At 62.6% G+C, this 26,680-nt stretch carries 29 protein-coding genes; 21 read left to right on the top strand and 8 right to left on the bottom strand.

Annotated elements, in window-relative coordinates; translation table 11 throughout:
* The first annotated feature begins 6 nt into the window (after positions 1 to 6).
* The 5 genes from CW354_RS07285 (at position 7) to CW354_RS07265 (ending at position 4,371) form a co-directional block, all read left to right on the top strand.
* Entirely contained in the window at positions 7 to 888 is an 882-nt protein-coding gene (locus CW354_RS07285) for a F0F1 ATP synthase subunit gamma (RefSeq protein WP_104829361.1), read from the top strand.
* Between the two features lie 250 nt (positions 889 to 1,138).
* Complete coding sequence (gene atpD, locus CW354_RS07280) at positions 1,139 to 2,668, top strand: F0F1 ATP synthase subunit beta (RefSeq protein ID WP_104830041.1); 1,530 nt, start codon at positions 1,139 to 1,141, stop codon at positions 2,666 to 2,668.
* 6 nt (positions 2,669 to 2,674) lie between these two features.
* Positions 2,675 to 3,070 carry a F0F1 ATP synthase subunit epsilon gene (locus CW354_RS07275; RefSeq protein WP_104829360.1) on the top strand — a complete coding sequence of 132 codons (396 nt, stop codon included), beginning with the start codon at positions 2,675 to 2,677 and terminating at the stop codon, positions 3,068 to 3,070.
* A gap of 143 nt (positions 3,071 to 3,213) precedes the next feature.
* Positions 3,214 to 3,696: a dUTP diphosphatase gene (gene dut, locus CW354_RS07270; RefSeq protein WP_243396326.1), complete on the top strand. Its 483-nt coding sequence runs from the start codon at positions 3,214 to 3,216 to the stop codon at positions 3,694 to 3,696.
* A gap of 3 nt (positions 3,697 to 3,699) precedes the next feature.
* Positions 3,700 to 4,371: a hypothetical protein gene (locus CW354_RS07265; RefSeq protein WP_133162212.1), complete on the top strand. Its 672-nt coding sequence runs from the start codon at positions 3,700 to 3,702 to the stop codon at positions 4,369 to 4,371.
* A 20-nt stretch (positions 4,372 to 4,391) separates the two neighbouring features.
* On the opposite strand, the gene CW354_RS07260 is transcribed toward CW354_RS07265, so the two are convergent.
* The 3 genes from CW354_RS07260 to CW354_RS07250 form a co-directional block, all read right to left on the bottom strand.
* On the bottom strand, positions 4,392 to 4,592 hold the full coding sequence (locus tag CW354_RS07260) for a DUF2905 domain-containing protein (RefSeq protein ID WP_104829358.1): 201 nt from the start codon (positions 4,590 to 4,592) through the stop codon (positions 4,392 to 4,394).
* Between the two features lie 169 nt (positions 4,593 to 4,761).
* Entirely contained in the window at positions 4,762 to 5,502 is a 741-nt protein-coding gene (locus tag CW354_RS07255; RefSeq protein ID WP_104829357.1) for a hypothetical protein, read from the bottom strand.
* 43 nt (positions 5,503 to 5,545) lie between these two features.
* Positions 5,546 to 6,904 carry a penicillin-binding protein activator gene (locus CW354_RS07250; protein WP_165793570.1) on the bottom strand — a complete coding sequence of 453 codons (1,359 nt, stop codon included), beginning with the start codon at positions 6,902 to 6,904 and terminating at the stop codon, positions 5,546 to 5,548.
* A gap of 184 nt (positions 6,905 to 7,088) precedes the next feature.
* Here CW354_RS07250 and rsmI point away from each other — a divergent pair, with 184 nt between their 5' ends.
* The 12 genes from rsmI to CW354_RS07190 all read left to right on the top strand — a co-directional run bounded on the left by rsmI (position 7,089) and on the right by CW354_RS07190 (position 18,897).
* Positions 7,089 to 7,934, top strand: coding sequence for a 16S rRNA (cytidine(1402)-2'-O)-methyltransferase (gene rsmI / locus CW354_RS07245; protein WP_207764710.1), 846 nt, complete (start codon positions 7,089 to 7,091; stop codon positions 7,932 to 7,934).
* Positions 7,931 to 8,308, top strand: coding sequence for a YraN family protein (locus CW354_RS07240; RefSeq protein WP_104829355.1), 378 nt, complete (start codon positions 7,931 to 7,933; stop codon positions 8,306 to 8,308). The genes rsmI and CW354_RS07240 overlap by 4 nt, the downstream gene beginning before the upstream one ends.
* Positions 8,309 to 8,407: 99 nt before the next feature.
* Positions 8,408 to 8,947, top strand: coding sequence for a BON domain-containing protein (locus CW354_RS07235; protein WP_165793569.1), 540 nt, complete (start codon positions 8,408 to 8,410; stop codon positions 8,945 to 8,947).
* A gap of 24 nt (positions 8,948 to 8,971) precedes the next feature.
* Positions 8,972 to 9,916 (top strand): glutathione synthase, encoded by a 945-nt coding sequence (gene gshB, locus CW354_RS07230; protein WP_207764709.1) that lies wholly within the window; start codon positions 8,972 to 8,974, stop codon positions 9,914 to 9,916.
* Positions 9,917 to 10,083: 167 nt separating this feature from the next.
* Entirely contained in the window at positions 10,084 to 11,298 is a 1,215-nt protein-coding gene (locus tag CW354_RS07225; RefSeq protein WP_104830037.1) for a glycosyltransferase family 4 protein, read from the top strand.
* Positions 11,299 to 11,327: 29 nt separating this feature from the next.
* On the top strand, positions 11,328 to 12,293 hold the full coding sequence (locus tag CW354_RS07220; RefSeq protein WP_133162211.1) for a hypothetical protein: 966 nt from the start codon (positions 11,328 to 11,330) through the stop codon (positions 12,291 to 12,293).
* Between the two features lie 120 nt (positions 12,294 to 12,413).
* Positions 12,414 to 13,592 carry an LptF/LptG family permease gene (locus tag CW354_RS07215; RefSeq protein WP_133162210.1) on the top strand — a complete coding sequence of 393 codons (1,179 nt, stop codon included), beginning with the start codon at positions 12,414 to 12,416 and terminating at the stop codon, positions 13,590 to 13,592.
* Positions 13,589 to 14,677 carry an LPS export ABC transporter permease LptG gene (lptG, locus tag CW354_RS07210; RefSeq protein ID WP_104829351.1) on the top strand — a complete coding sequence of 363 codons (1,089 nt, stop codon included), beginning with the start codon at positions 13,589 to 13,591 and terminating at the stop codon, positions 14,675 to 14,677. Before CW354_RS07215 ends, lptG begins: the two co-directional genes overlap by 4 nt.
* A 155-nt stretch (positions 14,678 to 14,832) precedes the next feature.
* Positions 14,833 to 15,285: a flagellar biosynthesis repressor FlbT gene (locus CW354_RS07205; RefSeq protein ID WP_104829350.1), complete on the top strand. Its 453-nt coding sequence runs from the start codon at positions 14,833 to 14,835 to the stop codon at positions 15,283 to 15,285.
* Positions 15,286 to 15,338: 53 nt separating this feature from the next.
* Entirely contained in the window at positions 15,339 to 16,613 is a 1,275-nt protein-coding gene (mtaB, locus tag CW354_RS07200; RefSeq protein WP_104829349.1) for a tRNA (N(6)-L-threonylcarbamoyladenosine(37)-C(2))-methylthiotransferase MtaB, read from the top strand.
* Positions 16,614 to 16,979: 366 nt separating this feature from the next.
* Positions 16,980 to 18,158, top strand: coding sequence for a signal recognition particle-docking protein FtsY (ftsY, locus tag CW354_RS07195; protein WP_165793568.1), 1,179 nt, complete (start codon positions 16,980 to 16,982; stop codon positions 18,156 to 18,158).
* Between the two features lies 1 nt (position 18,159).
* Entirely contained in the window at positions 18,160 to 18,897 is a 738-nt protein-coding gene (locus CW354_RS07190; RefSeq protein ID WP_165793567.1) for an inner membrane-spanning protein YciB, read from the top strand.
* On the opposite strand, the gene CW354_RS07185 is transcribed toward CW354_RS07190, so the two are convergent.
* Positions 18,894 to 19,424: an NUDIX hydrolase gene (locus CW354_RS07185; protein WP_104829347.1), complete on the bottom strand. Its 531-nt coding sequence runs from the start codon at positions 19,422 to 19,424 to the stop codon at positions 18,894 to 18,896. The genes CW354_RS07190 and CW354_RS07185 overlap by 4 nt on opposite strands.
* A 363-nt stretch (positions 19,425 to 19,787) precedes the next feature.
* Between CW354_RS07185 and CW354_RS07180 the strand changes: the two genes are divergently transcribed.
* Positions 19,788 to 20,351: a MarR family winged helix-turn-helix transcriptional regulator gene (locus CW354_RS07180; RefSeq protein WP_104829346.1), complete on the top strand. Its 564-nt coding sequence runs from the start codon at positions 19,788 to 19,790 to the stop codon at positions 20,349 to 20,351.
* Positions 20,352 to 20,411: 60 nt separating this feature from the next.
* Here CW354_RS07180 and CW354_RS07175 read toward each other — a convergent pair whose 3' ends face one another.
* Positions 20,412 to 20,936 (bottom strand): RNA methyltransferase, encoded by a 525-nt coding sequence (locus tag CW354_RS07175; RefSeq protein ID WP_104829345.1) that lies wholly within the window; start codon positions 20,934 to 20,936, stop codon positions 20,412 to 20,414.
* Positions 20,937 to 21,037: 101 nt separating this feature from the next.
* On the opposite strand from CW354_RS07175, the gene CW354_RS07170 reads away from it, so the two are divergent.
* Positions 21,038 to 21,535 (top strand): universal stress protein, encoded by a 498-nt coding sequence (locus CW354_RS07170; protein ID WP_104830035.1) that lies wholly within the window; start codon positions 21,038 to 21,040, stop codon positions 21,533 to 21,535.
* A 1-nt stretch (position 21,536) separates the two neighbouring features.
* Positions 21,537 to 22,646 carry an aminotransferase class V-fold PLP-dependent enzyme gene (locus CW354_RS07165; RefSeq protein ID WP_104829344.1) on the top strand — a complete coding sequence of 370 codons (1,110 nt, stop codon included), beginning with the start codon at positions 21,537 to 21,539 and terminating at the stop codon, positions 22,644 to 22,646.
* Between the two features lie 439 nt (positions 22,647 to 23,085).
* Here CW354_RS07165 and xth read toward each other — a convergent pair whose 3' ends face one another.
* The gene (gene xth / locus CW354_RS07160; RefSeq protein ID WP_104829343.1) at positions 23,086 to 23,889 is read right to left on the bottom strand and encodes an exodeoxyribonuclease III; all 804 of its coding nucleotides are present in this window, start codon (positions 23,887 to 23,889) and stop codon (positions 23,086 to 23,088) included.
* Positions 23,890 to 24,029: 140 nt separating this feature from the next.
* Between xth and CW354_RS07155 the strand changes: the two genes are divergently transcribed.
* The gene (locus CW354_RS07155) at positions 24,030 to 24,800 is read left to right on the top strand and encodes a sulfite exporter TauE/SafE family protein (protein ID WP_104829342.1); all 771 of its coding nucleotides are present in this window, start codon (positions 24,030 to 24,032) and stop codon (positions 24,798 to 24,800) included.
* On the opposite strand, the gene CW354_RS07150 is transcribed toward CW354_RS07155, so the two are convergent.
* The gene (locus CW354_RS07150) at positions 24,787 to 25,383 is read right to left on the bottom strand and encodes a hypothetical protein (protein WP_104829341.1); all 597 of its coding nucleotides are present in this window, start codon (positions 25,381 to 25,383) and stop codon (positions 24,787 to 24,789) included. The genes CW354_RS07155 and CW354_RS07150 overlap by 14 nt on opposite strands.
* A gap of 305 nt (positions 25,384 to 25,688) precedes the next feature.
* Positions 25,689 to 26,507: a LolA family protein gene (locus tag CW354_RS07145; RefSeq protein WP_104829340.1), complete on the bottom strand. Its 819-nt coding sequence runs from the start codon at positions 26,505 to 26,507 to the stop codon at positions 25,689 to 25,691.
* Positions 26,508 to 26,680 lie beyond the last annotated feature (173 nt).

Raw genomic sequence — 26,680 nt, 5'->3', positions numbered from 1 at the left:
ACGTAAATGCCCTCCTTGAAGGACCTCAAAAACCGGATCTCGTCGGTCAAGTCGACGCAGAAAATCACCAAGGCGAAACAGATGGTCGCCGCGGCGAAACTGCGCCGGGCTGAAGAGCGCGCCACGCAGGCCCGTCCGTATACGGAGCGGATGGAGGCGGTGCTGGCCAATCTCTCGGCGAGCGCCAAGGGAAATCCCAACGCACCGAAGCTGCTTTCGGGGACCGGCAAGGACGAAACGCATCTCCTGATCGTCGCGACGGCGGACAAGGGGCTTTGCGGCGGCTTCAACTCGTCCATCGTCAGGAAGGCGCGCGAGGCCATCGCCCGGCTTCAGGGCGAGGGCAAAACCGTCAAGATCGTCACCGTCGGCCGCAAGGGCGACGATATGCTGAAGCGCCTTTACGGCGACCTCGTCGTCTGGAAGACGAATTTCGTCGAGATCAGACAGGTTGGTTTCGAACAGGCGCACGAGATTGCCGAAAAAGTCCTCTCCATGTTCGAGGACGGCGAGTTTGACGTCGCGACGCTGTTTTACGGCAAGTTCAAGAATGTCGTCACGCAGATCCCGACCGCGCAGCAAGTCATTCCGGCCGAAGCCCCGGAAGGCGTCGAGACGCCGGACCTCAAAGGCGCGATCTACGATTACGAGCCCGACGAGACCGAAATTCTGCGCGCGCTCCTGCCGCGCTACGTGGCGGTGCAGATCTTCCGCGCGCTTCTCGAGAACGTCGCCTCGGAGCAGGCCGCATCCATGACCGCCATGGACAACGCGACCCGCAACGCCGGGGAAATGATCGACGATCTGACGCTGCAATATAACCGCGCGCGTCAGGCCCAGATTACGAAAGAGCTGATTGAAATCATCTCCGGCGCTGAGGCCCTTTAAAGGCTGCGCCGGTCAGGATTGGAGGCGAATTTAGGATAAAATCGCGCAACACTTGCGCAACATGACATGAAGCCCCTAGAATTGCTGCGGTGCAGCGTATCGGCCTCTCCGGGCCGGGTGGGAAGCGGGGGCTTCTTTGAACGTCAGTTCGCAGATTGTGCGGTTCATCCTCATTGTGTTGCGGATATTGAGCGGGCGGCGCGCCATGACGGCCTTGCCCGCCCCTTATCTCGAAGCGACGCAAAACGACATGGATGGCGGGGAGCGTTTTCAAGGCAAGACGATCACCGCCAGCTATAAAACGAGTTACGAACGCAAAGAACGAACTAAGGCGAAGGACGTAAAAATGAGCAATGAAGGCCGCATCAGCCAGGTAATCGGCGCCGTCGTGGACGTCGTTTTCGACGACCAACTGCCGGCCATCCTGAATGCGCTGGAAACCGATAATAACGGGCAGCGTCTCGTTCTCGAGGTCGCCCAGCATCTCGGCGAAAACGCCGTCAGAACCATCGCGATGGACTCGACCGAAGGGCTCGTGCGCGGCGCGGCGGTGAAAGACACCGGCGAAGCGATCTCCGTGCCCGTCGGCGACGAAACCCTGGGCCGCATCATGAACGTCATCGGCGAACCGGTGGACGAGGCCGGTCCGATCAAGACCTCGGCGAAGCGCGCCATCCATCAGGAGGCCCCGTCCTTCGTCGAGCAGTCCACGGAAGCGGAAATGCTGGCGACCGGCATCAAGGTCGTCGACCTCCTCTGCCCTTATGCGAAAGGCGGCAAGATCGGCCTCTTTGGCGGCGCGGGCGTCGGCAAGACGGTTCTCATTCAGGAACTCATCAACAACATCGCGAAAGTGCACGGCGGGTACTCGGTGTTCGCCGGCGTCGGCGAGCGCACCCGGGAAGGCAACGACCTTTACTGGGAAATGATCGAATCCGGCGTGAACAAGAACCCGCAAGAGCATGGCGGCTCGGCCGAAGGCTCCAAGTGCTCGCTGATTTACGGCCAGATGAACGAGCCGCCGGGGGCCCGCGCCCGCGTCGCGCTCTCCGGCCTCACCGTCGCGGAGCATTTCCGCGATCAGGGCCAGGACGTTCTCTTCTTCGTCGACAACATCTTCCGCTTTACGCAGGCCGGCTCGGAAGTGTCGGCGCTCTTGGGCCGCATCCCCTCGGCGGTGGGCTATCAGCCGACGCTCGCCACAGACATGGGCCAGATGCAAGAGCGCATTACGACGACCACCAAAGGCTCGATCACCTCGGTGCAGGCGATTTACGTGCCCGCCGACGACCTCACTGACCCGGCGCCGGCGACATCGTTCTCGCACCTCGACGCGACGACGGTTCTGAACCGCGCGATTTCCGAAAAAGGCATCTATCCGGCCGTCGACCCGCTCGACTCCACCTCGCGCATTCTCGACCCGCGCATTGTCGGCGAGGAGCACTATCAGGTCGCGCGCGACGTGCAGGGCATCCTTCAGCGCTACAAGGCGCTGCAGGACATCATCGCGATCCTCGGCATGGACGAGCTTTCCGAAGAAGACAAACTCGTTGTCGCGCGTGCGCGCAAAGTGGAACGCTTCCTGTCGCAGCCGTTTGACGTGGCGCAGGTCTTCACCGGCTTCCCGGGCATTCAGGTGCCGGTCGAGGACACGGTGCGTTCGTTCAAAGGGCTGATCGAAGGCAAATACGACCACCTGCCGGAGGCGGCGTTCTACATGGTCGGATCTATCGACGACGCGGTCGAAAAAGCCGAGCGCCTCGCGGCGGAAGCGGCGTAACGGGATATGGCCGATAAACTTCACTTCAACCTCGTCTCTCCGGAGAAAGAGCTGATGTCCGCGGATGTCGACCAGGTCGACATTCCGGGGACGGAAGGCTGGCTCGGCGTGTTGCCGAACCATTCGCCGCTGATGACGACGCTGGCGCCGGGCATGGTGCGCATCCGCACCGGGTCCGACGAAGCCCGCATCTTCGTGCGCGGCGGTTTCGCGGAGATTTCCCCGGCGGGCCTCACCCTCCTCGCCGAAGAGGCGATGAAGGCCGAAGACCTCGATGCGGCGGCGATCGCCCAGAAGGTGAAGGACGCCGAGGAAGACCTCGCCGACGCCGACACGGACGAGAAAAAACTCGCCGCGCAACAGTCTCTCGACCGCCTGAAAGAGCTTCAGGCCGCGCTCTAGGCGTTGCATCATTCAGGAGTTCAAGGGGCGCTTCGGCGCCCTTTTCTTTTGGGAAAACTCTCGGGAAAATGGCGGGGATAAATTGGGGAAACAAATGCGGGCGAGTCAGGCGATAATCGGTCTGGATGAGTGAGGAGAATTCCATGTCCGCGACCGCGCTGAAATCCCATCCTGAAACGGCGATGCTCAAAGTGCAGGTGAAACGCCTGCCTCATGCAAAGGGGCTCGAGCTGCCGCGCTATGAAACGGCGCTCGCGGCCGGCTGCGACGTGCGCGCGGCGGTGACCGAGCCCGTCATCTTAAAACCCGGCGAGCGCCATATGACGCCGACGGGCATCGCCATAGCCCTGCCGCCGGGCTGGGAGGCGCAGATGCGCCCGCGCTCCGGATTGGCGGCGAAACACGGCGTTTCTTGCGTCAACGCGCCGGGCACAATCGACGCCGACTATCGCGGCGAATTGAAGGTGATCCTGATCAATCACGGCAGCGAAGACTTCACCATCCAGCGCGGCGACCGCATCGGCCAGATGGTCTTCGCGCCGGTGTTCCAGGCGGCGTTCGAGGAAGTCGATGAGCTTGACGACACCGCGCGCGGGACCGGCGGGTTTGGGTCGACAGGGGTTTGACCAATGAGACCAGAGCCATGGCTTGCGACATTCGTAGTCATCGCTTGTTTGGTCTCGCCCAGTTGCGGAAAAAGCGAGGGCGACCTCTACGCATATGAAAATCCGCTTGGTTGCAATGATGAGGCATCGCTTTCGTCTAGCGAAAGGCGTTCATGTGAAGAGAAGACCTCGCTTGAGGCTGCGTCCATAGCGTTGCCTAACTGCACTAAGCATGAGATGCGCCAAGCCGCCAGGGCGGCTGAGCTCCTTGCCAAAAGATATAAGGCTGCCGGCGAAGACAGGCTGTATCCGAGCATTCTCTCTTTGGCGGCGATTCAATTTTTATCGGCCGGCAATGAGGCCCGCGCCGATCGCCTGTTGGACGAGTTTTTCCTCAACGCCTTTGATGCTCCTCGTGGATCGATGACGCTTGGGGACGCCGCTTTGATGCAATCGAAGGCGGCGCTTTTGCGCAGCAAAAAAGAAAAAGCCTTGGAACGGTTTTGTTTTGCGGGCTTCTTGGATGAAAAAGCTTTTGATACAGATTGGCAAAAACAATATGGCTTAGTGACGGCTGAAGAGGCAGGTGCCTCAGAGGCTATTTGCGAGCCATATTACAACCGGTTTTCAAGTCTAATGCGCATATCGTCAGACGGTGTCGTAAAGAACGTAAAACGGCCGCTATTTCAGCACTAGACTGATTCAAGCGTTAAAGGTCACTTCCCCCAAAACCTGAAAATCAGCGTCAGGACAATTGAGATGATGACCATCGTCGTGAGCGGGAAATAGAACACGAAGCCTTCGCGCTCGATGCGGATGTCGCCGGGCAGGCGACCCAATCCGAGCTTCGAAATCAGCGGCCAGAACAGCCCCGTGACCAAGAGGATGATCCCGGTGGTGATGAGGAATTTCTGCATGGTTTGCGCTTACACTCTCCGCTCATTCCCGCGAAAGCGGGAATCCATAAGAGCCGCCGCTCAAGCGCCCAAAGGCGCGCTTCAGCGCTCCCATCAAGGAATTGCATTCACCGCTCCTAAAGCTCAATTTATGTGTGGATTCCCGCTTTCGCGGGAATGAGCGGCTAATTTACTCCCCCGCCGCCTCTTCTGCGACGCCGACTTTTTCGATGTCGGAAAAGGTCTGGCGGGTGTGCTGTTCGAAATGCCGGAACATCGCCTCGCCTTCGACGAGGCCCTGCGTTGACGCGATGAAGGCCGGGCCGTCGCCTTCAGGCGGCGCGAAGCGGCGGCTTTCGACGAGATGCTCCACCTTGGCGATGGCCATGGGCTTGAACGCTTTTTTCGAGCGCACCTCGATCTTCGAGACATAGGCGCCGGGCTTGTTAAGCGTGATGTAAACCTCGAGCGCGTCTTTCGGGAACTCGTCCTCATCGACCTGCGCCACATAGACCGCCTGCGTCTCGTCTTCCTCCACGAACTCCGCGGCCTCGATCATTTCGTCGAGCTTGTCATAGAGCACCGGATTGCCGTCCATCTCCGCCTTGCGCAGCTTGGAAAGCGTTTTCTTCGCCGCCTTGTCGAGGTTGTCTTCCGCCGGCGACAGCACCTGCCAGCGCGCGCCTTCGTCAAGGCGCGGATCGTAATGCAGTGTGACGAGGGCTTCCTTCTCGCCATTGCTCGACCAGTGCTCCACGGTGAAGGCGTAGAGATTGCCGGCGTTGGCTTTGGCTTTTTCAGCGGCGGCGATCAGCAGCGGCGCCGTTTCATGCTCCAGCGCCGGTTCGGCGGCGGCGGGGCCTGCAAGGAAAAGCGCGGCAAGCGCCGGCGCCAAAGCTGATAGGGTGGGGCGGGAAAGAACGCGGACCAAGAAAAGCTCCCTTTGCGGATTATTCTTCTTGTTGAAAACGGATTTAGTAGGCTGGCGAGAAGCTGCGCGGCGCCGGGTCGATGACCTGAATGCCGCCGGGCTGGATTTCAAGAATGGCGAGGCCGCGGTCCACCGTGCCGTCCGGGTTGAGCCGGAAGAGCCCGTCCGCGCCGAAATAGCCGTTGGGATCGGCGATGGACTCCGCGTCGAAACGGTCGCGGCGGCGGTGGTTTGCGGCGAGCCGCGCCGAAAGCAGCGTCGCGTCATAAGCGAGCGAGGCGAGCCGCGGCGGGTTGGCGCCGAAGGCGTCGTTGAAATGCTTTTCGAAATTCGCGGTGATGGTCGGATCGGGCGCCGCAAACCAGCCGCCGCGCAGCGCCGGCTCGCGCGTCAGGCGCGGATTGTTCCAGGTCGAAACGCCGAGAATTTTCACCCGGTTGATGTCCACATTGTAGTAGGGCAGGAGCGGCGCCAGGGCGCGGAGCAGCGTGCCCTGTTCCGGCATCAGCACCGCCTGATAGCCCTGCGTGTAGCCGGCTTCGGTGCTGGCGTCTTCGGGCAGCGGCTCTGAGCGGTCGCCCTCATAGCCGTGGCGCATTTCCTCGGGAATGATTTGCTGGGAATATTTGGCGAGGCGCTTGGCCGGCGCGAGCATGGCGTCGGGCTCTTGCTGGTAGCGTTCCTCATGCACGATGACGCCGCCCCGCGCGAAGACTTCCTCGGCGAAGGCGCCGGAGACGCGGTCGCCATATTTGGTCATGGGCGCGAGCACGCCGAAGCGCGTCATTTCCTGCGACATCGCATATTCGGTGACCCGGGCGATCTCGAGTTCCGGCGGAAAGGAAAGAAGGAAGACGCCGTCGCCCGCCGCGGTGAGGTCGGATGAAAAGGCGATCATCGGCGTCGAGGCGGCGCGCGTCACATTGGCGGCGGCCTCGACCGAATCCGCAAACAGCGGCCCGAGAATGATCTCCGCCCCGTCGGAAAGCGCGGAACGGGCGGCGGCGGCGGCGCCTTCGGCCTCGCCGCGGGTGTCTTTGGGGATCAGGAGAAAGTTCTTCTCGCCGGCGTCGAAGACAGCGAGCTGGGCGGCGTCGAACATAGACGAGGCGACCCGGCGGGCGGCTTCGCTCTTGGCGGAAAAGGGCAGGAGAAGCCCGACCCGCACCGGCTCCTCGCCCTCCATATGGGGCGGGCGCACGAAAGCACGGCGGTCATAGCGCTCGGCTTCCTCGAAAACGCCTTCGCCTTCCTCCAGAGGAGAGGGCGGAAGCGGCTCGTCGCTGGAGATCACCGGTCCGGCGGAAGGCCGGCTCGGCGCGCCTGTTTCGCAGGCCGCAAGCGCGGCCGCCGCCAGCAAGGCGAGCAAGGCTTTCAAGGTCGGGGTGAGGAAAAACCGCATGCGCTCAACGTCCTTCGTTTTGGCCCTGATGTTCCTTGGCCCGAGTGCCCCAAGGATGGGCCGCGAGACTAGCCGCCGCCGGGAGCGGCGTAAACGGCCAGAACTTGGTAATAGAGGGGGCGATTGACGCCGCCGTTCCCGCCGTTCATGGCTAAAGTCAACGAACCCTAGGACGAACAAGACCTTGGCCTCTGCCATACACCCGGAACCTGGCCTTTATGTGACGGCGACGCCCATCGGCAATCTCGCCGACATGACCTATCGCGCGGTGGAAATCCTCAAGAAAGCCGATCTCATCCTGTGCGAGGACACCCGCCAGACGGCGAAGCTGATGAGCGCTTACGGGATAGAGACCCCGCGCGCGCCCTATCATGAGCACAATGCGGCGAGGGCCCGGCCGGGCATTCTTAAAAAACTGCAAGACGGCGCGGTGATCGCGCTCGTCAGCGATGCGGGCACGCCGCTGATCTCCGATCCCGGCTACAAGCTGGTGCGCGAGGCGCGGGACGCCGGGATCGCCGTTTTCCCCGTGCCTGGCGCCAATGCCGGCGTCGCGGCGCTTTCCGCCGCGGGGGCGCCAAGCGACCGGTTTTTCTTTGCGGGCTTTTTGCCGCCGAAACCGGGTGCGCGCGCAAAAGCGCTGGCGGCGCTGGCGCCGGTCGATGCGACGCTGGTTTTTTATGAAACCGCGCCGCGTCTTGCGGGCGCGCTTTCGGCGATGGCGGAAGCGTTCGGCAAAAGGCGCGCCGTCGTCGCCCGCGAGCTGACGAAGCTGCATGAGGAGTTCCGCGAAGCAACGCTTGCCGACTTGGCCGCGCTTTATGAAGAGACGCCGGCCAAAGGCGAAATCGTCATTCTCGTCTTTCCGCCGGAAAGCCGAGAAGCCGGAGATGCAGATATCGACGCTTTTCTCGAAACCGCCCTTCAGACCATGAGCGTCAAGGAGGCTGCGGCCGCGGCCGCCGAAACGCTGTTGGTCCCGCGCAAGGCGGCTTACGCCCGCGCCCTCGCCCTCAAGGACGGGAGGTGACGCCGGGCGCAGAGACCGACCGCCGGCGCAGGGCCGAGCGGGGCGGGCGCCGGGCGGAGTTTCTGGCCTCTCTCACGCTTATGCTGAAAGGCTTTGCGATCCTCGAAAGGCGCTTCAAGACGCCTGCCGGGGAAATCGATCTGATCGCGAAACGGGGACCCCTCCTTGTCTTCGCCAAGGTGAAAGCGCGGGGGACCGCCGATCAGGCGGTGGAGGCGGTGACGGCGTCCGCGCGCCGGCGCATCGAGCGGGCGGCGGGGCTTTTTCTCGCGCGCCGGGCCCATCTTGCAGAGTGCGTCATGCGTTACGATATCCTTGCGGTCTCGGGGCTTCGGGTGCGCCACAAGCCGGACGCCTGGCGCGAAGGTGAATGAATATTGAGGCGCGGGCCGGTTTTCTTCGGAGGCGAAACAATGGATAGAAAAAGGTTCGCCCGCGAAGAAAACCGGCCCCGCGCGCAAAGGAGTCTCCACATGAAATCCGTCATCCGTCTCACGGTTCTGGCCGCCGCGCTTTTGCTGTCCGCCTGCGCCTCGAGCCGCAATCTCGACGACAGCTTCGCCGACCTTTCCGGCAACGCTGAATTGAAAAGCGTGCTCTTTTCCGACCGCACGCATGACTATGGCGATGTCGACATCACGCTTTACGAGGGCCGGCTCCTGCTCACCGGCACCATGCCGACCGAAGCCGGCCGGGAAAAACTCATCGAGAACGCCTGGAAAGCGGAGAATGTCAAAGAAGTGATCGACGAAGTTTTCATCGGCGACGGCACCTCCATGGGGCAGGGCTTTGAAGACGCGCGCATCGACAACGCTCTGCGGCTGAAGCTGATGACCGATAAGGACGTCGTCGGCTCCCATTACAAGATCGCGGTTTCCGGCGCCGTCGTCTATCTTCTCGGCGTCGCCCGCAGCGAGGCCGAACTTGACCGCGCGCTGGAGCTTGCGCGAACCGTCGCGGGGGTGGAAAAGGTCGTCAGCCATGTCGCGCTTCCCGCCCCGGCAAAGCTTTAGACGCCCTTATTCAGGACAGGCTTTATGATGAAGATCGCCATTCAGATGGACCCTATCGAGGCGGTCGACGTCGACGCCGACACCTCTTTTGACATGGCTCTTGAAGCTTTCGGGCGCGGCCACGAAATCTGGGTCTATCAGCCGCAAATGCTGCAGCTCGACGGCGGCTCTGTCAGGGCGCGCGCGCGCAAGGTCGAGCATTTAAAGCGCGATCAGGGCGAGCATGTGAAACTCGCCGCGCCGGAGGTGATCGATCTTCGCGGCGTGGATGTGGTGCTGGTGCGCCAGGACCCGCCTTTCAACATGGCTTACATCACGGCGGCGCAGATTCTCGAACGTCTCGTCCCGGATGTCCTTGTGCTGAACAATCCGCGCTCGATCCGCGACGCGCCGGAAAAACTCTTCGTCACCGAATTTGCGGATCTGACGCCGCCGACGCTCATCACCCGCGACGAAGCGGCGATGCGCGCCTTCCGGGAACAGCACGGCGACGTCATCGTCAAACCGCTTTACGGCAATGGCGGCGCCGGCGTCTTCAAGCTGTCGAGCGACGACGGCAATTTCAACGCGCTTCTGGAGCTTTTCGCCGAAGCGTATGAAGAGCCCGCGATCATTCAGAAATTCCTGCCCGACGTGAAAAAGGGCGACAAGCGCATCATCCTGCTCGATGGCGAGGCGGTGGGGGCGATCAACCGGGTGCCCGCCAAGGGCGAGACGCGCTCCAACATGCATGTGGGCGGGCGCGCCGAAGCGGCGGAGATGAACGAGCGGGATCAGGAAATCTGCGACCGGATCGGTCCGGTGTTGGCCGAGCGGGGTCTGGTTTTCGCCGGGATCGACGTCATCGGCGATTATCTGACGGAAATAAACGTCACGTCGCCCACCGGCGTGCAAGAGGTGCGCCGTTTTGGCGGGGCCGACATCTCCGCCCTTTTCATCGACTGGATCGAGGGCCAGCGCGACGCTTAAAACGGGCGCCGGGCGCGCTGTTTCGGCGCTCGCGAGGAGTTGATCATTGGCGCCGATAGTGCTCTTTTCGCGCTCCAGAGGGGGCGGCGTTTCTCTCGCCCCGGGCTCAGCGCCCCAAGTCAGACTGGCAGGCCAGGAATAGTCGGAAAGCAGTATTGAGCGAAGCGATGAGCGCGTCCTTTTCGAGAACAGACCGCAAGCTGCGCGTTGCTCTATTCTCCGGCAATTATAATTATGTGATGGACGGGCCGGTGCGCGCCCTCAATTCGCTTGTCGCCTATCTCGAGCGCGAAGGGCACGAGGCGCTGGTTTTTGCGCCGACCAACGACACGCCGGCCTTCAAGCATTCCGGCACGCTGATTTCCGTTCCTTCTTTCGCCCTCCCCGGCAAGCGCAGCGAATATCGCTTCGGGCTCGGCCTTCACGGGAAATGCAAACGCGCCCTCGACAGTTTCCGGCCCGACATCGTCCATATCGCGGCGCCCGACTATACCGGCTTCGGCGCCTTGAATTACGCGCGCAAATTCGGCGTGCCGGCGGTGGCCTCGTTCCATACGCGCTTCGACACCTATCCGCGCTATTACAATCTGGGCTGGCTCGAAAAATACCTGACCCGCTATATGCGCTATTTCTACAGCCGCTGCGAACATGTTTACGCGCCGTCCCATTCCATGGTCGATGAGCTTGAGCGCGACGGCATCGGCGAGGACATCCGCCTATGGACGCGCGGCGTCGACGGCGATCTTTTCAATCCGGCGCGCCGCGACATGGCCTGGCGCGAGGCGAACGGTTTCCGGACGGATGATGTGGTCGCCGCCTTTGTGGGGCGTCTCGTCCTTGAAAAAGGCATCGACATTTTCGTCGACGCCTTCCAGCAGGCGAGAGCGTCAACGCCCAATCTGAAAGCCCTGATCGTCGGCGACGGGCCGGAGCGCGAAAACTTTTCGCAGCTCCTGCCGGACGGCGTTTTCACCGGTTATCTGCAGGGCGAAGAGCTCGCCCGCGCCTACGCCAGCGCCGATATATTCTTCAATCCGTCGATCACCGAAACCTTCGGCAATGTGACGCTCGAAGCCATGGCCTCGGGCCTTCCCTCCATCGGGGCGGCGGCGGCCGGCAGCCGGTCGCTCATCGAAGATGGCGTCACCGGCTATCTCGCCGAGTCCAATGCGGCGGGCTTTGCCGACAAGCTGGCGCAGCTGGCGGGCGACAAGGCCCTGCGCCAGCATTACGGGCGAGCCGCGCGCGAAAAGAGCGGGCGGTTTTCCTGGGACGCGGTGCTCGCCGAGCTGGTGGGGCATTATTACGAAGCGCTCGACCAGTTTCAGCCCTCCCGGCGTCACGCCCGTCCCGCAGCGGCCTCGCGCCGCCACGCGGCCTGAAACGCAACCCCCCGGCAATGATCGTTCCCTTGCTCAAATCCGCAGGCGCGAGGGCGCGCGATCGCTGGCGGCGCTTGCGTGAGCGCGAAGACGTTCAAAAGGCGTTGAAAGTTATTCAATACGCGCTGCTCGCCGGCATCGTCGCGTATCTCGTCTACAAGCTCACCCATCTCGGCTGGCGCGAGGTGATCGGCGCCCTGCCGTCTTCGCCCTGGTTTTATCTTTTCTTTCTTTTGCGGTTTCTGGCGCTGCCCATATCCGAGCTCGCCATTTACGAGATCGTCTGGTCGCAGTCGCTGGTGCGCCACTTCTTCGTCTTCATCAGAAAGCGCGTTTATAATTTCGCGGTCATGGGCTATTCCGGCGAAGCTTTCCTGACGATCTGGGCGCGCCGGCGCCTCGCTTTGCCGCACAAGAAAATTCTCGTCGGCGTCAAGGACAACAACCTTCTCTCCGCCTTCGCCTCGAACGCCGCAACGGTGATCTTGATCCTGGCCCTCGCCGCGACCGGCGGCCTCAAGGCGGGGCTCGACGCGTTTCCCGGCGCCGGCTGGCTGTTCGCCCTCGCTTTTCTTTCCGCCGGCACGCTGTCGCTCCTCGTCATGATTTTCCGGGACAAGCTCATGGCGCTGCCGAAGGGCGTGATGCCCAAGCTCATCGGCGTTCACAGCGGGCGCCAGGCGCTGATCATCCTCCTCCATGCGGCGATGTACGCCTCCGCGCTCCCCGGCGCGCCGGTCATGGCCTGGATGACCTTCATCGCCATGCAGCTGGTCCTCAGCCGCGTGCCTTTCCTGCCCAACCAGGACATCGTCTATCTCGGCGCGGCTCTGAGCCTCGCCCCGATCGTCGGCGCGCCGGAGGCGGCGGTGGCGGGCATGCTGGTCGCCGAGGCGGGGCTTTCTCAAGTTTTCAACATCGCCATGTTCTTCGCCACCGCCCATCTTGCCCGCACCGAATACCGCCCCGCCCCGCCGGAGGCGGTCAGGGCTTGAAAAACGGCGGTTTTTTCAGGATCGCCTTCCGAAACGGCGCGGAATTCGCTACAGACCGTGTTTCCGGCGGCGCTTCCCGCGCGCCGTCTTGTTCGCCTTTTCACAGGTGCGTTCCCGTTCATGCATCTTATTGACCGCTATATCCTGCGCGCTGTCGCCACGCCTTTGATCCTGGCGCTGTGCGTGGCGGGGATGCTGCTCCTGATGGAGCACATGCTGCGGCTGTTCGATTTCGTCCTGGCCGAGCAGGGGCCGGTGGACGTCGTGTGGCGCATGCTCGCCAATCTGGTGCCCCATTATTTCGGGCTCGCCCTGCCGCTTGGGGCTTTCCTTGGGATCATGCTGGCCTTCCGCAATCTCTCCATGTCGTCGGAGCTCGACGCCTTGAGCTCTTCCGGCGCCTCTTTCGGACGGCTGATGCGCCCGGTCTACATGCTCATCGTCCTTTTGATGGCGCTCGACTTTCTCCTCGTCGCCTATGTCCAGCCTTTCGCGCGCTATAAATATCAGGAGATCCGTTTCGACGTGACTTCCGGCGCGCTCGGCATCAAGATCCCGGCCGGCGAGTTTGTCGAGATCAGCGACGGCGTCACCATTCGGCTCGGCGAAATCAACGCCGAAACGCGCGAGGCGCGCGACATCTATCTTGAGCGTGAAGCGAGCGACGGCGGCAAGACGATCATCACCGCGCGTTACGGCTCCATCTCGACAACGCCGGAAATCAGTTCGCTCCTTTTAAAACTTCAGGACGGACGCCAGGTTTTCATCAACGCCCTTGGCGACAAAATCGATACGCTCGACTCCGACAGTTTCGACCTCGAACTCGACCTGCCGGCGATTGGCGTCTTCCGCGACCGCGGCGGCGACGAGCGCGAGGCGACCATCAATGAGATTGTGCGATATCTGCGCGCTGAACCGCCAACTGCCGAGCTCTATAGTGATTACAAAGCCGGCCTGCACTGGCGCATCCTGCATCCCCTGACCTTTCTGGTGTTGCCGATCCTCGGCGTCGCCATGGGCGTGACGGGGCGCCGGCGCGCCTCAAATTTAAAGCCGGTCGTGGGCGTCGCGATCCTCATCGTCTATCACGAGATCCTGGAGGAATGGGGCATGGTCGTCGCGGCGAAAGGCGAGTTGTCGCCGCTCGTCAGCATGTGGGGCGTGTTCTTCATCTTCGTTCTCCTCTCCGCCTTTCTTTACAGCGGATCGATCGATCAGGCCCGCTCCGCGAAGGTCATGTCGCGGCGAACGGAAGAAACGGTGCGCATCGCTGCGCCGGCGGCGGACGCGGCTGAATGATTTTCGCACGCAATATTTTCACGCATTATGTCGGGCGGATGTTTTTGCTCCGCTTCGCGGGCCTGCTCATTTTTTTCGTCATCATTTTGCAGATGCTCGATCTTCTGAACCGGTCGAGCGACATCCTCTCCGCGGAAGGCGCCGGGGTCGATTCCATGGTGCGTTACGTCTCCCTGCGCGCGCCGCAGATCATCAGCCAGTTCACGCCGTTCGCCGCGCTTTTGGGCGTCGTTCTGACGCTGGCGGGCCTTAGCCATACGAGCGAGATCACGGTGATGCGCGCCGCCGGCATGTCGGTGCATCGCGTTCTGTTCCCGCTCGGTTTTGTCTGCGCGCTGATTGCGCTGTCGCATTTCGTTTTCCATGAACTCGTCGTGGTGGGCGCCTCGGAAGAGCTCGATTACTGGGAAGTGAACGACTACGCCGCCGGGCTGCCGCCCGAAAGCGAGACGCGCACGGACATTCGCATCACCTATGACGGCGAGTTCATTTCGGCGGCGAGCGCCGCGCGTCTCGATGACGCGGTCATGCTCACCGGCGTCAGCATCGTCGATCTGAGTGACGGCCTCATCTCCAAAACAATCGAAGCGCGGGCGGCCCGTTTCGAGGACGGCGCCTGGCGGCTTTACGCGGTGCGCACGCTCGACGCGCTGACCCAGGAGGCGAGTTATGCGGCGGAACTGATCTGGACCAACAGCCTCGACCCTGAACTCCTGTTCGCCATGACCCTGGAGCCGGAACAGACCAGCCTGCCGGAGCTCGCCGCTCAGATCCGCCAGCTGGGGCAGGACCGGGCCGACACAAGGGGGCCCATGACCCAGCTTTTGAGCCGCTTTTCCAAACCCATGGCGACGCTCGTCATGCCGCTGCTCGGGGCTATCGCCGGCTTCGGGGTTCACCGCCAGGGCGTGCTTCTGGCGCGCGCGGTCACCGGGGCGGCGCTCGGCTTCGGCTATTTCGTCGCTGAAAATCTCGCGCTTGCGCTCGGCGCGCTCGGCGTCGTGCCGGCGATCATCGGCGCCTTTTTCCCGCTCGCGATCTTCATGGTCGTCGGCTTTTCCATCATTCTCTCCATGGAAAACTGACATGAAAAGCGCGGCCCGCCTGTGCTTGCCGCCGTTCGTCGCCGCCTCTTAAGGGGTCATAAATTTTCTCGTTATAGTTGTATATAGTGCAATCTGCGGTTGCGAAAACCGCAAGGCGTGATTATCGTGCGGCGGATAGCGGGTGAGAGAGACTTATGGGCGGGCTGATCCTGAAACTGCGTCCTCATGAAGAGCTGATGATCAACGGCGTTCTTGTCGAAAACGGGGAGCGCAACACGCGGCTCAGGGTCAAAACCGAAAACGCGCATATTCTTCGCCTCAAGGACGCCTTAAAGCCCGAAGAGGCGACGACCCCTTTAAAGCGCGCCTATTACATCGCCCAGCTTGCGGTCTCGGGCCAGCTCTCCAGCGCGGAAGCCGCGGCCATCCTGAAAGAAGCGCTGGCGAGCAAGCCGGGTTTCACGAGCGCCGGCGAACTCAATGACTGCGTTGACCGCCACGATTTCTATCAGGTGATGCGCTGCCTGCGCGACGCCGCGCTGGCTGACCGAAACGGAGCCGGCGATAGCGAGGCTGGTGAAAAGGGGGCCGTTCGGACCGGCGCCTCGGGCGAAAGGACCGGGGCCGACGGGGCCGTGGCCACCTGATCCAAACGCATCGCGCCTTGTGCCTTGGGCGCAGATGCCCCAAATAGCGCGCCATGGCGGACCCTGCCGAGATCATCACCTTTGGCTGCCGGCTGAACGCGGCCGAAAGCGAAACCATGCGCCGTCTCGCCGACGGCGCGGGCTGCCGCGACGCGGTGGTGGTCAACACCTGCGCGGTGACCAACGAAGCCGTCCGCTCGGCGCGCCAGCGCATCCGCAAGCTGAAACGCGAACGCCCTGAGGCGCGCATCATCGTCACCGGCTGCGCCGCGCAGACAGAGCCCGGCGGGTTCGCCGCGATGGATGAAGTCTCCGCGGTGATCGGCAATCAGGAAAAGCTCGACACCGCGCAGTGGGCGGCGCTGGCTGACGCTGCGCCCGCTCCGGATGATGACGACATCATCCGCGTTAACGACATCATGTCGGCGCGCGACACCGCCGGCCACATGATCGACGGCTATGGCGACCGCGCCCGCGCCTTCCTGCAGATTCAGAACGGTTGCGATCACCGCTGCACCTTCTGCATCATTCCTTACGGGCGCGGCAATGCGCGCTCGGCGCCCATCGATCAGGTGATCGATCAGGCGCGACGGCTTGTGGATCACGGCCATCGCGAGCTGGTGCTGACCGGCGTTGACATCACCTCTTACGGCGCCGACCTCGACGGCGCGCCAAAACTGGGGAGTCTCGTCGCCGCGCTTCTCGATGCGGTTCCCGATCTTTACCGCCTGCGCCTGTCTTCCATCGACGGCGCGGAGATCGACGATGAACTGTTTGAGCGCATTACGGGCGACGAGCGCGTCGCGCCTTACCTTCACCTTTCCTTACAGGCCGGGGACAATCTCATCCTGAAACGCATGAAGCGCCGCCACAGCCGGGAGCAGGCGATCGGCCTTTGCGCGGCGGTGCGCGCGCGCCGGCCGGATGTGGCTTTCGGCGCCGACATCATTGCGGGCTTTCCGACCGAGACCGAAGAGATGTTTCAGCGTAGCCTCGACATCGTCGACGAGGCCGGGCTTTCCTACCTCCATGTCTTCCCGTTCTCGCCGCGTCAGGGAACGCCGGCGGCGCGCATGCCGCAATTGCCGCGCGCCGAGGTGAAAGCCCGCGCCGCGCGGTTGCGCGAAAAGGGCGAGGCGGCGCTGCATGGGTTTCTCGACGGGCTTGTGGGGCGCCGGGAAGACGCCATTCAGGAAAGCGGCGGTCGCGCCCGGCTCGGCAATTTCGCGCCTGTGCGCGTGGAGGGCGCCGCCGCAGCAGTCGGCGAGGTCGTTAAAGTCACGGTCACGGGCCGCGAAGGCGACGGGCTTGTCGGAGCGTGCCTGTGAGCCTGCCGGAAGCGGACATTTTTAACGAAAAAAGCCGCCCTTTGGGGGCGGCTCTTTCAACAGCATCGGGCAATTGCGTTTCGCCGCCCGATGCTGTGGAGTCTTCAGTTGTCGCGCCGGTTATGCGAAAAACCGGATTCCACTTTTTCGCCCGGCGCTCCAGACGATGCAATCCGTTACTTGCCGGATTTGCCGGCCGGTTTCGGCGCAGGTTTGCCCGCAGGTTTGGTTTGCGGTTTCTTGTCGGCGGGTTTGGCTTGAGGTTTGGCGTTCGCCATAGGGGTCTCCATAAGCGGCGTGGAGAAGTCCAGCCGCGCCTCTATAATAATTCCGTACAGAAACTTTTTAAAGAGGGTCGGACGCGTCGTGGCCAATAAATTTTTGTCAGGTTTGTTCGGGAAGAAAAAACCGGAGGAGGAAGAGGCCGCCCCTCCGCCCGAGGAAGCTGAGGCGCTCGAAGAGGCTGAGACGTCCGAGGACCTTGCGCCCGAAGCGCCCGCTGAAGAAGCGGCGCCGGACTCCGTCGCCGTGGCGCCTGAGCCCCCGCCCAAACCGGAGTCTGAGCCGGAACCCGAACCGGAAGCAAAGCCCGAAAAGAAAAAGGGCTGGCTGTCCCGCTTGCGCGACGGGCTGTCGAAATCCTCGAGCAAGCTGACCGAAGGCGTCGCCGCGATCTTCACCAAGCGCAAGCTTGACGACGAGATGCTGGAGGAGCTGACGGACCTCCTCATCACCGCCGATCTCGGCGTCCCGGCCGCCACCCGGATCACGGAGGCGCTCGCCGGGGAGAAATACGACAAGGACATCACCGCCGAGGAGGTGCGCGCCGCGCTTGCGAAAGAAGTGGCGGCGACGCTGGCCCCGCTGGAACAGCCGCTCGTCATCGACGGCGCGAAGAAACCCCAGGTCCTCCTGATGGTCGGGGTCAACGGCGCCGGCAAGACGACCACCATCGGCAAGCTGGCGAAGAAATTCGCCGATGAGGGCAAGTCGGTGATGCTGGCCGCCGGCGACACCTTCCGCGCCGCCGCCATCGAGCAGCTCCAGGTCTGGGGCGAACGCACCGGCGCCCCTGTCGTCTCCCGCCCCACCGGCGCCGACGCCGCGGGGCTCGCCTTCGATGCGGTCAAGGAGGCGCAGGAAAAAGGCGCGGACATTTTGATGATCGACACGGCGGGCCGGCTCCAGAACCGCAAAGAGCTGATGGAAGAGCTCGCCAAGATCGTGCGCGTCGTCAAAAAGCTCGACGAGACGGCGCCCCATAATGTGATCCTCACCCTCGACGCCACGGTGGGTCAGAACGCCATCAGCCAGGCGAAAGTCTTCACCGAGATCGCAGGGGTCACCGGCCTCGTCATGACCAAGCTCGACGGCACGGCGCGGGGCGGGGTCCTTGTGGCGCTCGCCGACAAGTTCAAGCTGCCGATCCATTTCATAGGGGTCGGCGAGGGCGTCGAGGATTTACAGGAATTCAATGCGGGTGAGTTCGCCGCGGCGCTTGCCGGCGTCGCGGATACAGCGGTTCCCGAAAACGAAAAGGCGTAAAATGACGGTATCAGAAGAAACGGCCAAAGGGCAGAAACTCTCCGGCGGCGCTAAATTCGCGGTCGATATGGGCCCGCTGCTGGTGTTCATGGTCGCTTATTTTCTGGGCCAGCGCATCGCCCCGCTCGCCGGCAAGATTGTCGGGCGCGACTGGACCATCGCTGACGGCGAGGAGATGTATCTCGCGGTCGGCCTTTTCATGCCGGCCTTTCTCATCGCCTTCATCTATTCGGTCTGGAAGGAGCGCCGGGTTGCGCCCATGCTGCTCGTCACCGGCGTCATTGTCGGGGTGCTCGGCTCCTTGACGCTGATCCTTCACAACAAGACGTTTTTCTACATGAAGCCGACCATCGTCTATGCGCTGTTCTCGGCGGTGCTGGCGGCGGGGCTCTTCAGCCGGCAGAACTTCCTGAAGATCGTGTTCGACGGCGCGCTTCACCTGCCCGACGACGCCTGGCGGGTGCTGACCAAGCGCTATGCGATCTTCTTTTTCGCGCTGGCTGTCGCCAATGAAATCGCCTGGCGCTGGCTGATGCGCGATTGCGATCTCACTGGCGCCGCCGCCTGTTCCGGCGAAGGCGCTTGGGTTAATCTCAAGGTCTTCGGCTTTACACTGGTCAGTCTCGTCTTCACCGCCTTCCAGGCGCCGCTCATCGCCAGACACATGCCTGAGGAAGAGGACAGCGCGACCCCGGCGCCGGAAGAAAAGACGCCGGAAGACGAAAAGGCGGAAACCTAAAGCCCCTCCACGGGGTTGGAGAAGGGCGGAAAGTCGCTGCGGTCTTTCGTCTCGCTATAATGCCGGAGCGCCCAGTTGACGCTCGGGAAAGCAAGGTCCGCCCATGGTATCTCATCCCAGTCATAAAGCCCCACGGCCTCGCTTTCGGGGCCTGCGGCGATTTCCGGCGACAAAAGGCGCGCACGGAACATGAGCTGCACCTGCGAAATCCGCAGGATCGAATAGACCGCCAGAAGGCGTTCGATCTCTATAGAGGCCGTGGCCTCTTCATAGGCTTCGCGGGCCGCGCCGTCCTCGGCCGATTCATGCTGCTCCAGAAAGCCCGCGGGCAGGGTCCAGAACCCGAGCCGGGGTTCGATGGCGCGTTTGCATAACAAAATTTTACCTTCCCACGTCGCCACCGATCCCACGACGATTTTCGGGTTCTCATAGTCCACAAACCCGCATGTGGCGCATACGGAGCGCTCCATATTGTCCCCGGGCGGAATCTCTCTTTTGAAATGCGGGGGTTGTGTCGGCTTCGCCATTGTTTCTATCCTGACAAAAAGTTGATCACAGTCCGCTGAATATCCGCCTAAAGCCTATTTATCGCAGCGGACACGGTTGCAATTTAATCAATGATGCGCGATATGCATTTCTCAAGACACGCCTTTCGCTGCTTGTTGCGGGAAGCGCCTTGATTAAAGCGCGAATGAACGAGCGGCCAATTTACACAGCCATGAGACTCATGCAAAACGTCCTGTTTTCTGATCTCGCGCAGAACGCCGCACGCCGTTTCCGCTGCTCCTCCGCGATATTAGCCGTAAACGGACTTTCTGTTGACCTAAAGCCGCAGCAAGCGGCTCTTTGGCGGTCAAATCACCCATCAAGAGCCAAGAACGGAGAATAAAATGGCTTACTCTCTCAAGAACTCCCCGGGCCATCTTCTGCGCCGCGCGCAGCAATACGCCCATGACCTTTATTCGACCGAAGTTGGCGCTTCCGGCCCGACCCCGCGGCAATATGAAGTGCTGCATGTGGTCGCCGCCAATGACGGGCTGAGCCAGACCGACCTCGTCCAGCATACGGGCATCGACCGCTCGACGCTCGCCGACATGATCGCGCGGATGATGAAAAAGGGCCTCCTGTCGCGCAAGCGCACCAAGGAAGACGCCCGCGCCAACGCCGTCTCGATCACCGCCGCCGGCAAGCGCATGCTTAACGCCGCCAACGCCAAGGTGGCGCGGGCTGAAAACGCCGCGCTTGCGGTCCTGCCGAAAACCCAGCAGGCGGCCTTCATGAAGGCGCTGCGCGCCTATGCCGAAGCCCTCGACAAGATGGCCGACGGCGCCGCCGCCCCGGCGAAGAAAAAGGCGACCAAAAAGAAAACCGCCAAGAAAAAAGCCCCGGCGAAGAAAGCCGCCAAGCGCAAGACCGCCAAGAAAAAGGCCAAGCGCAAGACACGTCGCCGTTAAGCGGGGCTGTCTTTCAGTCAGGAAAAACGCCGCCGGTCTCCGGCGGCGTTTTTCTTTTGTTCAACGCCTTCGGGGCTTGCGCCATTCGGCGTGCGGGGGCGGCGCCATGACCGGACCGCCAGCGGAAACCGGGCGCGGCGCATAGCCGCCCATGGAGACCGTGCGGTCATACATGACGAGGGCGGCGGCGACGGACAGATTGACGCAAAAGCGCGTCGGAATTTTCACAAGATGCGTGCACAGCGCCGCCGCCTCCGGCGACAGGCTGCCCTTTTCCGGGCCCAGAAAATAGGCGGCGTTCAGCGGGTGGCGGAAGCTCGGCAGGTCGACGGCGGTCTCGTCGAGTTCGACCCCCACAAGGACACAGCCCTTGGGCAGGCGCATCTCCTCGAGGCTGTCCCATTCGTAAAGCGGCACATGCGTCCCGCTCTTGGACGTGTCGGCGAGATTGACCTCGCGGGCGTTGTGATGGGCGTTCACGGTGAAGACGAAGCTCGCATCGAAGGCGTGCGCGGTTCTGAGGACGGCGCCGAGATTCATCGCCTTCGATATGCGTTCCGATCCGATCCCGAAATAACCGCGCATGGGCGCTCCCTTTTCTCGCTGCGCCTAGCCCCGCCGGCATGCCCGGTCAAGGTATGGCGCTCAAGTAGACGGATGGCGGCGTTATGGGGCATGGTGAGCCCATGAGCGAGACCTCTTCGGCAAATGGCGACCGGATAAAATTCCTGGTGATCGCGTCGGACGCGCCCGAGGCGCGCCTGGCGGCGTTTTTCGCCGGCCGGCGCGCCAAGCGCTCCAATGCGAAGGTGGCGCTCCTCGCCATTATCGAGCCGCCGGAATTCGGCCATTGGGCGACAGTGGCGGAAACCATGCGCGCCGAAGCGGAAGAGAAGGCCGAAACCCTCTTGCATGAATTCGCCGCGGAGGTGAAAGCCCAATCGGGCGAGGATCCCGAAACGCTCATTCGCGAAGGCGAAGTGGTCGATGAGATCAGCAGGCTGATCGAGGAGGACCCCCTGATTTCGATTCTCGTGCTTGGCGCTTCGGCGAAAGCGGAAGGGCCGGGTCCTTTGGTCGCCTCGCTGGCGAAAAAGCCCGCTTATCTCGGCGGCCGGCCGATCCCGGTGACGGTGGTGCCCGGGGCCATGACGCGTGACGAGCTAAGACGCCTCACAGGATAAAATGGACAAGGACAAGTTTCACCTGCCGGGGAAGCATTACTTCCTCTCTCATTCCGTCGGCGCGCAGCCCAAAGGCTATGACGCGGCGCTCGCCGAAGGCTACGCTCAGCCCTGGCGCACCGAAGGCTTCAATGTCTGGGGGCCATGGTTCGATACGCTCGAACGTTTCAAAACAGGACTGGCGCCGGTCATCGGCGCCGATGCGAAAGACATCTGTCCGCAAACGAATGTGTCGGCCGGCGTTGCGAAAATTCTTTTCTCGCTGCCGGAACGCCCGGGCCGTAACAAAATCGTCCTGACCGAAGACGCTTTCCCGACGGTCGGCTTTGCGCTGGCGCAAGGGGCGCGTCATGGCTATGAGCTTGAGTTTCTGCCTGGCGGCGAGGCGCTCGCCGATCCGGATGCGTGGGAAAGGGCTTTCGCCGGCGACGTGCAGATGGTCGTCCCCATGCTGGTTTATTCGAATTCCTCCGTGTTCGCCCCGATTGCGGAGATTTCAAAAAGGGCGCGCGCGGCGGGCGTATATTCGCTGATCGACGCCGCGCAAGGGGCGGGAACGGTTCCCCTCAAGCTCAATGACTGGCGCCCGGATTTCGCCGTGGGGACGTCGCTGAAATATCTGTGCGGCGGGGCGGGCGCGGCTTATCTCTGGGCCGATCCTGAAACTGCAAATGAATGCGCGCCCCTCGATGTGGGCTGGTTCTCCCACGCCGACCCGTTCGAATTCGACATTCATCATTTCGACTATGCGCCGGGCGCGGCGCGCTTTACGGGCGGCACGCCCTCGATCGCACCTTTCGCCGGCGCGCGCGCCGCGCATGAGATCATCAACGCCCATGGCGTCGAGGCGATCTACGCTCATAACCAGGCGTTGCTGTCGCGGCTGTTCGATGCGCTGCCGGACGAGGCGGTGTTGTCGAGCGCGAAAGCGGGCGCGCGCGGCTCCGCTGCGTTGATCCGCGTGCGCGATTACGATGCGGCGGCGGCGGCGCTCGCCGAAGCGGGCGTCGCCCACGACACGCGCCTCGGCGCGGTGCGCGTCTCGGTTCATCTTTATAATGACGAAAACGACATTGACGCGCTCACCGCCGCGCTTGCGCCCTTTGTCTGACGGCGAGCGGCGGCGGCGGGCGCCAGCATAAAGCCGGACGCCAAAGCGGGGATAGAATTTAATAAATTAAATTTCGTCCGCAGGGTCTGCGAAGGCTTTATTGTGTTCTCAAGGGTTGTCCCTTGAGAGCCTTGACGCGGGCCTGCGCTAAGGACAGCGGAAAGCAAGGCGTTCTCGCGTGAAACATTTTTACGCAAATGGCGCCAAACTCGTCTGAAAGCCTTGAATGACGCCGTTTTAAAAGAAGGAGAAAATGGAAATACGCAAATTGTTTCACGGCAGCGCGCGCCGCAAACCCTGGCCGCCCGTTTTCGACTCCCCACGCTTTAAGCGTGGGGTCCAGCGGCCCCCAATCTTCTGGACGCCACGGTCGAGCCGTGGCGAGTCGCACAAGGATAGGCCATGACAGGGAGGTCCCTGCGGGTCAGCGCTCTTCTGCTCAAAGGTCGAAAGTCAGCGAGACCGGCGCATGATCCGACGGGCGCTCCCAGCCTCTGGCGTCATCGTGGATGCGATAGGCGTCGCGGCCTTTTCCAAGCGCCGCTTTTTTCAAGGCGGGGCTGACCCAGATATGGTCGAGCCGGCGGCCGCGGTTCGAGGCGCGCCAGTCCTTCGCGCGATAAGACCACCAGGTGTAAAGCTTTTCCGGCTCGGGAATAAGTTCGCGGGCGACGTCGATCCAGCCATGGGCGTCGATGACTTTCGCGAGACGCTCCACCTCGACCGGCGTGTGCGAGACGACTTTCAGGAGTTGCTTGTGCGACCAGACATCGTTTTCGCAGGGCGCCACGTTAAGGTCGCCCACAAGGATCGCTTTCGAGCGCGGCCCGAGTTCTGAAAACCAGCCCGCCATCTCGTCCAGAAAGTCGAGCTTGTGGGCGAATTTGTCGTTCTTTTTCGGATCCGGTTCGTCGCCGCCGGCCGGCACGTAGAAATTATGCACGCGATAGCCGCCGGGCAGGCTCGCGGCGATATGGCGGCAATCGCCTTTTTCGCAAAAGCCGCGCTTTTCGACATTCTTCAGCGGCAGTTTCGAAACGATGGCGACGCCGTGATAGCCCGCCTGTCCCGACACGGCGTGGTGTTCGTAGCCGGCCGCAACAAGCGCTTTCGACGGAAAGTTGTCTTCAAGGCATTTGATTTCCTGAAGGCATAAGACGTCGGGGGCTTCCTCCTTCAGAAATCGCGTGACCTGATCAATCCGTAGACGGACGGAGTTGATGTTCCAGGTGGTGATTTTCATGGGAAGCTGAACTCGCTGGCCGGGAGGAAAGGAGGGTGAAAGACAAGGCTCGCATAGGGTCCGGGCGCGGGACCGTCAAGCCGGGTTTTGGGCGCGGGGGCGATTGCCGGGAGAGCCGGCGCGGCGTAGGAGCGGCGGCGATGGACGCGTTCGCCGGAATTTTACCAGAGGCCGCGCCGCTCTGGGCGGCCGGCCTCGTGGTCTTCGCCAGTTTCTTCACCGCGGCGATTACTGCGGCTTTCGGGCTCGGCGGCGGGCTGGCGCTCCTCGCCATCATGAGCACGGTTTTCCCCGCTGCGGCGGTGGTGCCGGTCCACGGGGCGGCGCAGGCCGGGGCCAATGGCGGGCGTTTCTATCTCCAGAGGAAAGAGGTGGTCTGGCGCATCGTCCTGTGGTTCAGCCTCGGCGGGCTCATCGGGGCGGCGATCGGCGGGCGGCTCGCCATGGAGACGCCGGTCTGGCTCCTGCGCGGCGGGGTCGGCATGTTCGTCATCTGGTCGCTCTGGGGCCCGAAGCTGAAAGGCTTCGCCCCCGGCCCCTGGACGTTTTTCATCACCGGCGTCGTGACTGGGGTCCTCACCATGTTTTTCGGGGCGACGGGGCCACTCGTCGCGGCGATGCTCTCCGTCACGGGGCTCAAACGGCTCAATCTTGTGGCCACGCACGCCGCCGCCATGGTGATCCAGCATGTCTTCAAGATCGCCGCGTTCGGGCTTTTGGGTTTCGCCTATGGGGACTGGGCCTGGCTGATCGCGGCGATCCTCGTCTCGGGCTTCGCCGGCACCTATGCGGGCACGCACTACTTGCGCGCCATGCCGGAGGCGACCTTCCGGCGCGGCTTCAAGATCATCCTGACGACCATCGCCGTTTATCTGCTTGTGGCCGCCCTGATGGATTTTAGAACAGGTTGAAGGACGAGCCGGTGATCGAGACCGGCCAGCGGCCGAATTCGAACAGGCGGAACTTCGCCGCCAGCGGGTGGTTTTCGGCTTCGAAGTCCGTGTCGGCGGCGGCGATCAAGGCGAGGGCGGCGCCGTTCGCCGCCTGCACCGCCGCGCCGACGCATAAGGTTTTGATCTGCTCGTCGTCGAGATCGCTGAGATAGGAAAGCTCCTCCACCGCGTCCTTGGCGGGCTCCGAGACCTTTTCCGCGATCAGCGCCATGCCGATCCTGAGGGCGTCCTCGGACAACAGATCGAGCGCACGGCCGGTGAGATCGGCGCGCAGGGACTCTTCGGCCTCCCAGGCGGGGCTCTGCCAGTCGAGGCTCTCGGCGACCGCCGCCGCATCCTCCCAATCGAGGAGCATGGCGATCTCGGCGTCGGGAAAGCCGAGCCCGGCGCAATAGTCGTCCGCCGCCGCTTTCGCCCCGGGGGTCAGTCCCTCGCCGATATTGGCGAACCAGGGAATGCGGTCGAGGGAGCGGGCGAAACGGGAGAGCCGGGCGAGGCCGGGCAATTCGCGCTCCAGCGCTTCGAGTTCGGTGTCGTCCATGGAAAATCCTTTCCCCCGGCATGTAGCGATCCGAGCATGCGAGAACTAGGGGGCAAGAAAAAGGCGTCCGACCTGTTAAGATCGGACGCCAAGCTGCGCTGTTGCGCCTACGCCGGGAGGGGATATTCCGGCGACGCGACCGGCTCTGTCGGGCCTGCAAGCGGGGGGGCAACGCCGGCCCAACCTTTGATGCCTATCGCGTACTGTTACATTAACGCATCAGGAGGCGTTTTTTCAATAGGAACGCGAAAAAAAACTTGCGTGTGACACTGTTACAAAATGGCAAGGCGGTCCCGGCAAGCCCTTTATCTGTCCAGAAACCGGCCGCCCGCTTCGGGCGCGGCGAAAAGCCGGTTGGCGAGGCGCTTGCCTGCGACAATGTTGTCCAGCGTGACGACGGTGATCCCGCCCTGGAGATCGCGGACGATCCAGCGCCGCAAAACAAGATCCGGCGCGCTCGCGATCAGGGTGAGGTCGCCTTCGGTCTCTTCGTCTTCTGACGCGAATGTGACGGCGACATTGTCGACGCCGCGATCGACCGCGACAATCTTCGCGTCGTCGCGGTCGATCTTTTTGCCGAGCAGAAATTTCAGCGGCGTTTTCCCCACCGGATAGGAATCGGTGGTGTCGAGCGCGTCGTCATGCACATAGACCATGCCGCCATTGGCGACGATCAAGAGCGGCTGCGGCGGTTCGTATTCGAAGCGCAACAGACCCGGGCGGCGCAGGTAAAACTTGCCTTCCGACACCGCGCCTGACGGCGCGACTTGCGTGAAGTCGCCCTGCAGCGTGTCGATATTCTCGATATAGGCGATGAGCTTGTCGGCGACGGCTTTGTCGCTTTCTTCCGCGAAGACGAGCGGGTCGCCGGCGACGCCCTCGACGGCAAGATCCTGCGCCTCGGGAAGCGGCGCCGGTTCGGCGTCAACTTTTGTCGTTTCCGGCGCCGTCGTTTCGAGCGTTGTCTCGGGCGCGGCGCTTTCCGTCTGTGCAGTCGCGGCGGCCATGGCAACCGACGCAGCCGCCATTGTCGCTTCAGTCGGCGGAGCCGGCAGCGGCGCGCGCGCCGTTGCGGCCGCGTCGAGGCAGATCAGCGAAAGGGCGGACATCACCGCAAGGCTCATGGCGTAAAACTCCGGCTTTTCGGCATCCTATCTAGGTAACGCCGGCGTCCAAAGAAAGTCCCGATTATGGCGCAGGCGTGGCGGGCGCGCACGAATTCGTTATCCAAGAGCCCTGTTCAGGACGTGCAGATCCCTGATGAAACGGATGGACAGACGTTCGTCAGCCAGAACCC

It is taken from the genome of Hyphococcus luteus (assembly GCF_002943565.1).
In the GTDB taxonomy this organism is placed as follows: domain Bacteria; phylum Pseudomonadota; class Alphaproteobacteria; order Caulobacterales; family Parvularculaceae; genus Hyphococcus; species Hyphococcus luteus.
This window is presented reverse-complemented; position numbering and strand designations above follow the sequence as displayed.

Bases quoted from the DNA above. Each gene is read 5' to 3' on its own strand.
- CW354_RS07175 (WP_104829345.1), bottom strand. From the start codon at position 20,936: ATGCGCGGTTATTTCGGGATCGGATCGGAACGCATATCGAAGGCGATG.
- CW354_RS07250 (WP_165793570.1), bottom strand. From the start codon at position 6,904: ATGCGGTTTTTCCTCACCCCGACCTTGAAAGCCTTGCTCGCCTTGCTG.
- CW354_RS07150 (WP_104829341.1), bottom strand. From the start codon at position 25,383: ATGGACGACACCGAACTCGAAGCGCTGGAGCGCGAATTGCCCGGCCTC.
- CW354_RS07145 (WP_104829340.1), bottom strand. From the start codon at position 26,507: ATGAGCCTTGCGGTGATGTCCGCCCTTTCGCTGATCTGCCTCGACGCG.
- CW354_RS07265 (WP_133162212.1), top strand. From the start codon at position 3,700: ATGAGACCAGAGCCATGGCTTGCGACATTCGTAGTCATCGCTTGTTTG.
- CW354_RS07225 (WP_104830037.1), top strand. From the start codon at position 10,084: ATGAGCGCGTCCTTTTCGAGAACAGACCGCAAGCTGCGCGTTGCTCTA.
- CW354_RS07185 (WP_104829347.1), bottom strand. From the start codon at position 19,424: ATGGCGAAGCCGACACAACCCCCGCATTTCAAAAGAGAGATTCCGCCC.
- CW354_RS07155 (WP_104829342.1), top strand. From the start codon at position 24,030: ATGGACGCGTTCGCCGGAATTTTACCAGAGGCCGCGCCGCTCTGGGCG.
- xth (WP_104829343.1), bottom strand. From the start codon at position 23,889: ATGAAAATCACCACCTGGAACATCAACTCCGTCCGTCTACGGATTGAT.
- lptG (WP_104829351.1), top strand. From the start codon at position 13,589: ATGATTTTCGCACGCAATATTTTCACGCATTATGTCGGGCGGATGTTT.
- gshB (WP_207764709.1), top strand. From the start codon at position 8,972: ATGATGAAGATCGCCATTCAGATGGACCCTATCGAGGCGGTCGACGTC.
- mtaB (WP_104829349.1), top strand. From the start codon at position 15,339: ATGGCGGACCCTGCCGAGATCATCACCTTTGGCTGCCGGCTGAACGCG.
- CW354_RS07190 (WP_165793567.1), top strand. From the start codon at position 18,160: ATGACGGTATCAGAAGAAACGGCCAAAGGGCAGAAACTCTCCGGCGGC.
- CW354_RS07260 (WP_104829358.1), bottom strand. From the start codon at position 4,592: ATGCAGAAATTCCTCATCACCACCGGGATCATCCTCTTGGTCACGGGG.
- CW354_RS07235 (WP_165793569.1), top strand. From the start codon at position 8,408: ATGAAATCCGTCATCCGTCTCACGGTTCTGGCCGCCGCGCTTTTGCTG.
- CW354_RS07285 (WP_104829361.1), top strand. From the start codon at position 7: ATGCCCTCCTTGAAGGACCTCAAAAACCGGATCTCGTCGGTCAAGTCG.
- CW354_RS07180 (WP_104829346.1), top strand. From the start codon at position 19,788: ATGGCTTACTCTCTCAAGAACTCCCCGGGCCATCTTCTGCGCCGCGCG.
- CW354_RS07215 (WP_133162210.1), top strand. From the start codon at position 12,414: ATGCATCTTATTGACCGCTATATCCTGCGCGCTGTCGCCACGCCTTTG.
- atpD (WP_104830041.1), top strand. From the start codon at position 1,139: ATGGATGGCGGGGAGCGTTTTCAAGGCAAGACGATCACCGCCAGCTAT.
- CW354_RS07170 (WP_104830035.1), top strand. From the start codon at position 21,038: ATGAGCGAGACCTCTTCGGCAAATGGCGACCGGATAAAATTCCTGGTG.
- CW354_RS07275 (WP_104829360.1), top strand. From the start codon at position 2,675: ATGGCCGATAAACTTCACTTCAACCTCGTCTCTCCGGAGAAAGAGCTG.
- dut (WP_243396326.1), top strand. From the start codon at position 3,214: ATGTCCGCGACCGCGCTGAAATCCCATCCTGAAACGGCGATGCTCAAA.
- CW354_RS07165 (WP_104829344.1), top strand. From the start codon at position 21,537: ATGGACAAGGACAAGTTTCACCTGCCGGGGAAGCATTACTTCCTCTCT.
- CW354_RS07205 (WP_104829350.1), top strand. From the start codon at position 14,833: ATGGGCGGGCTGATCCTGAAACTGCGTCCTCATGAAGAGCTGATGATC.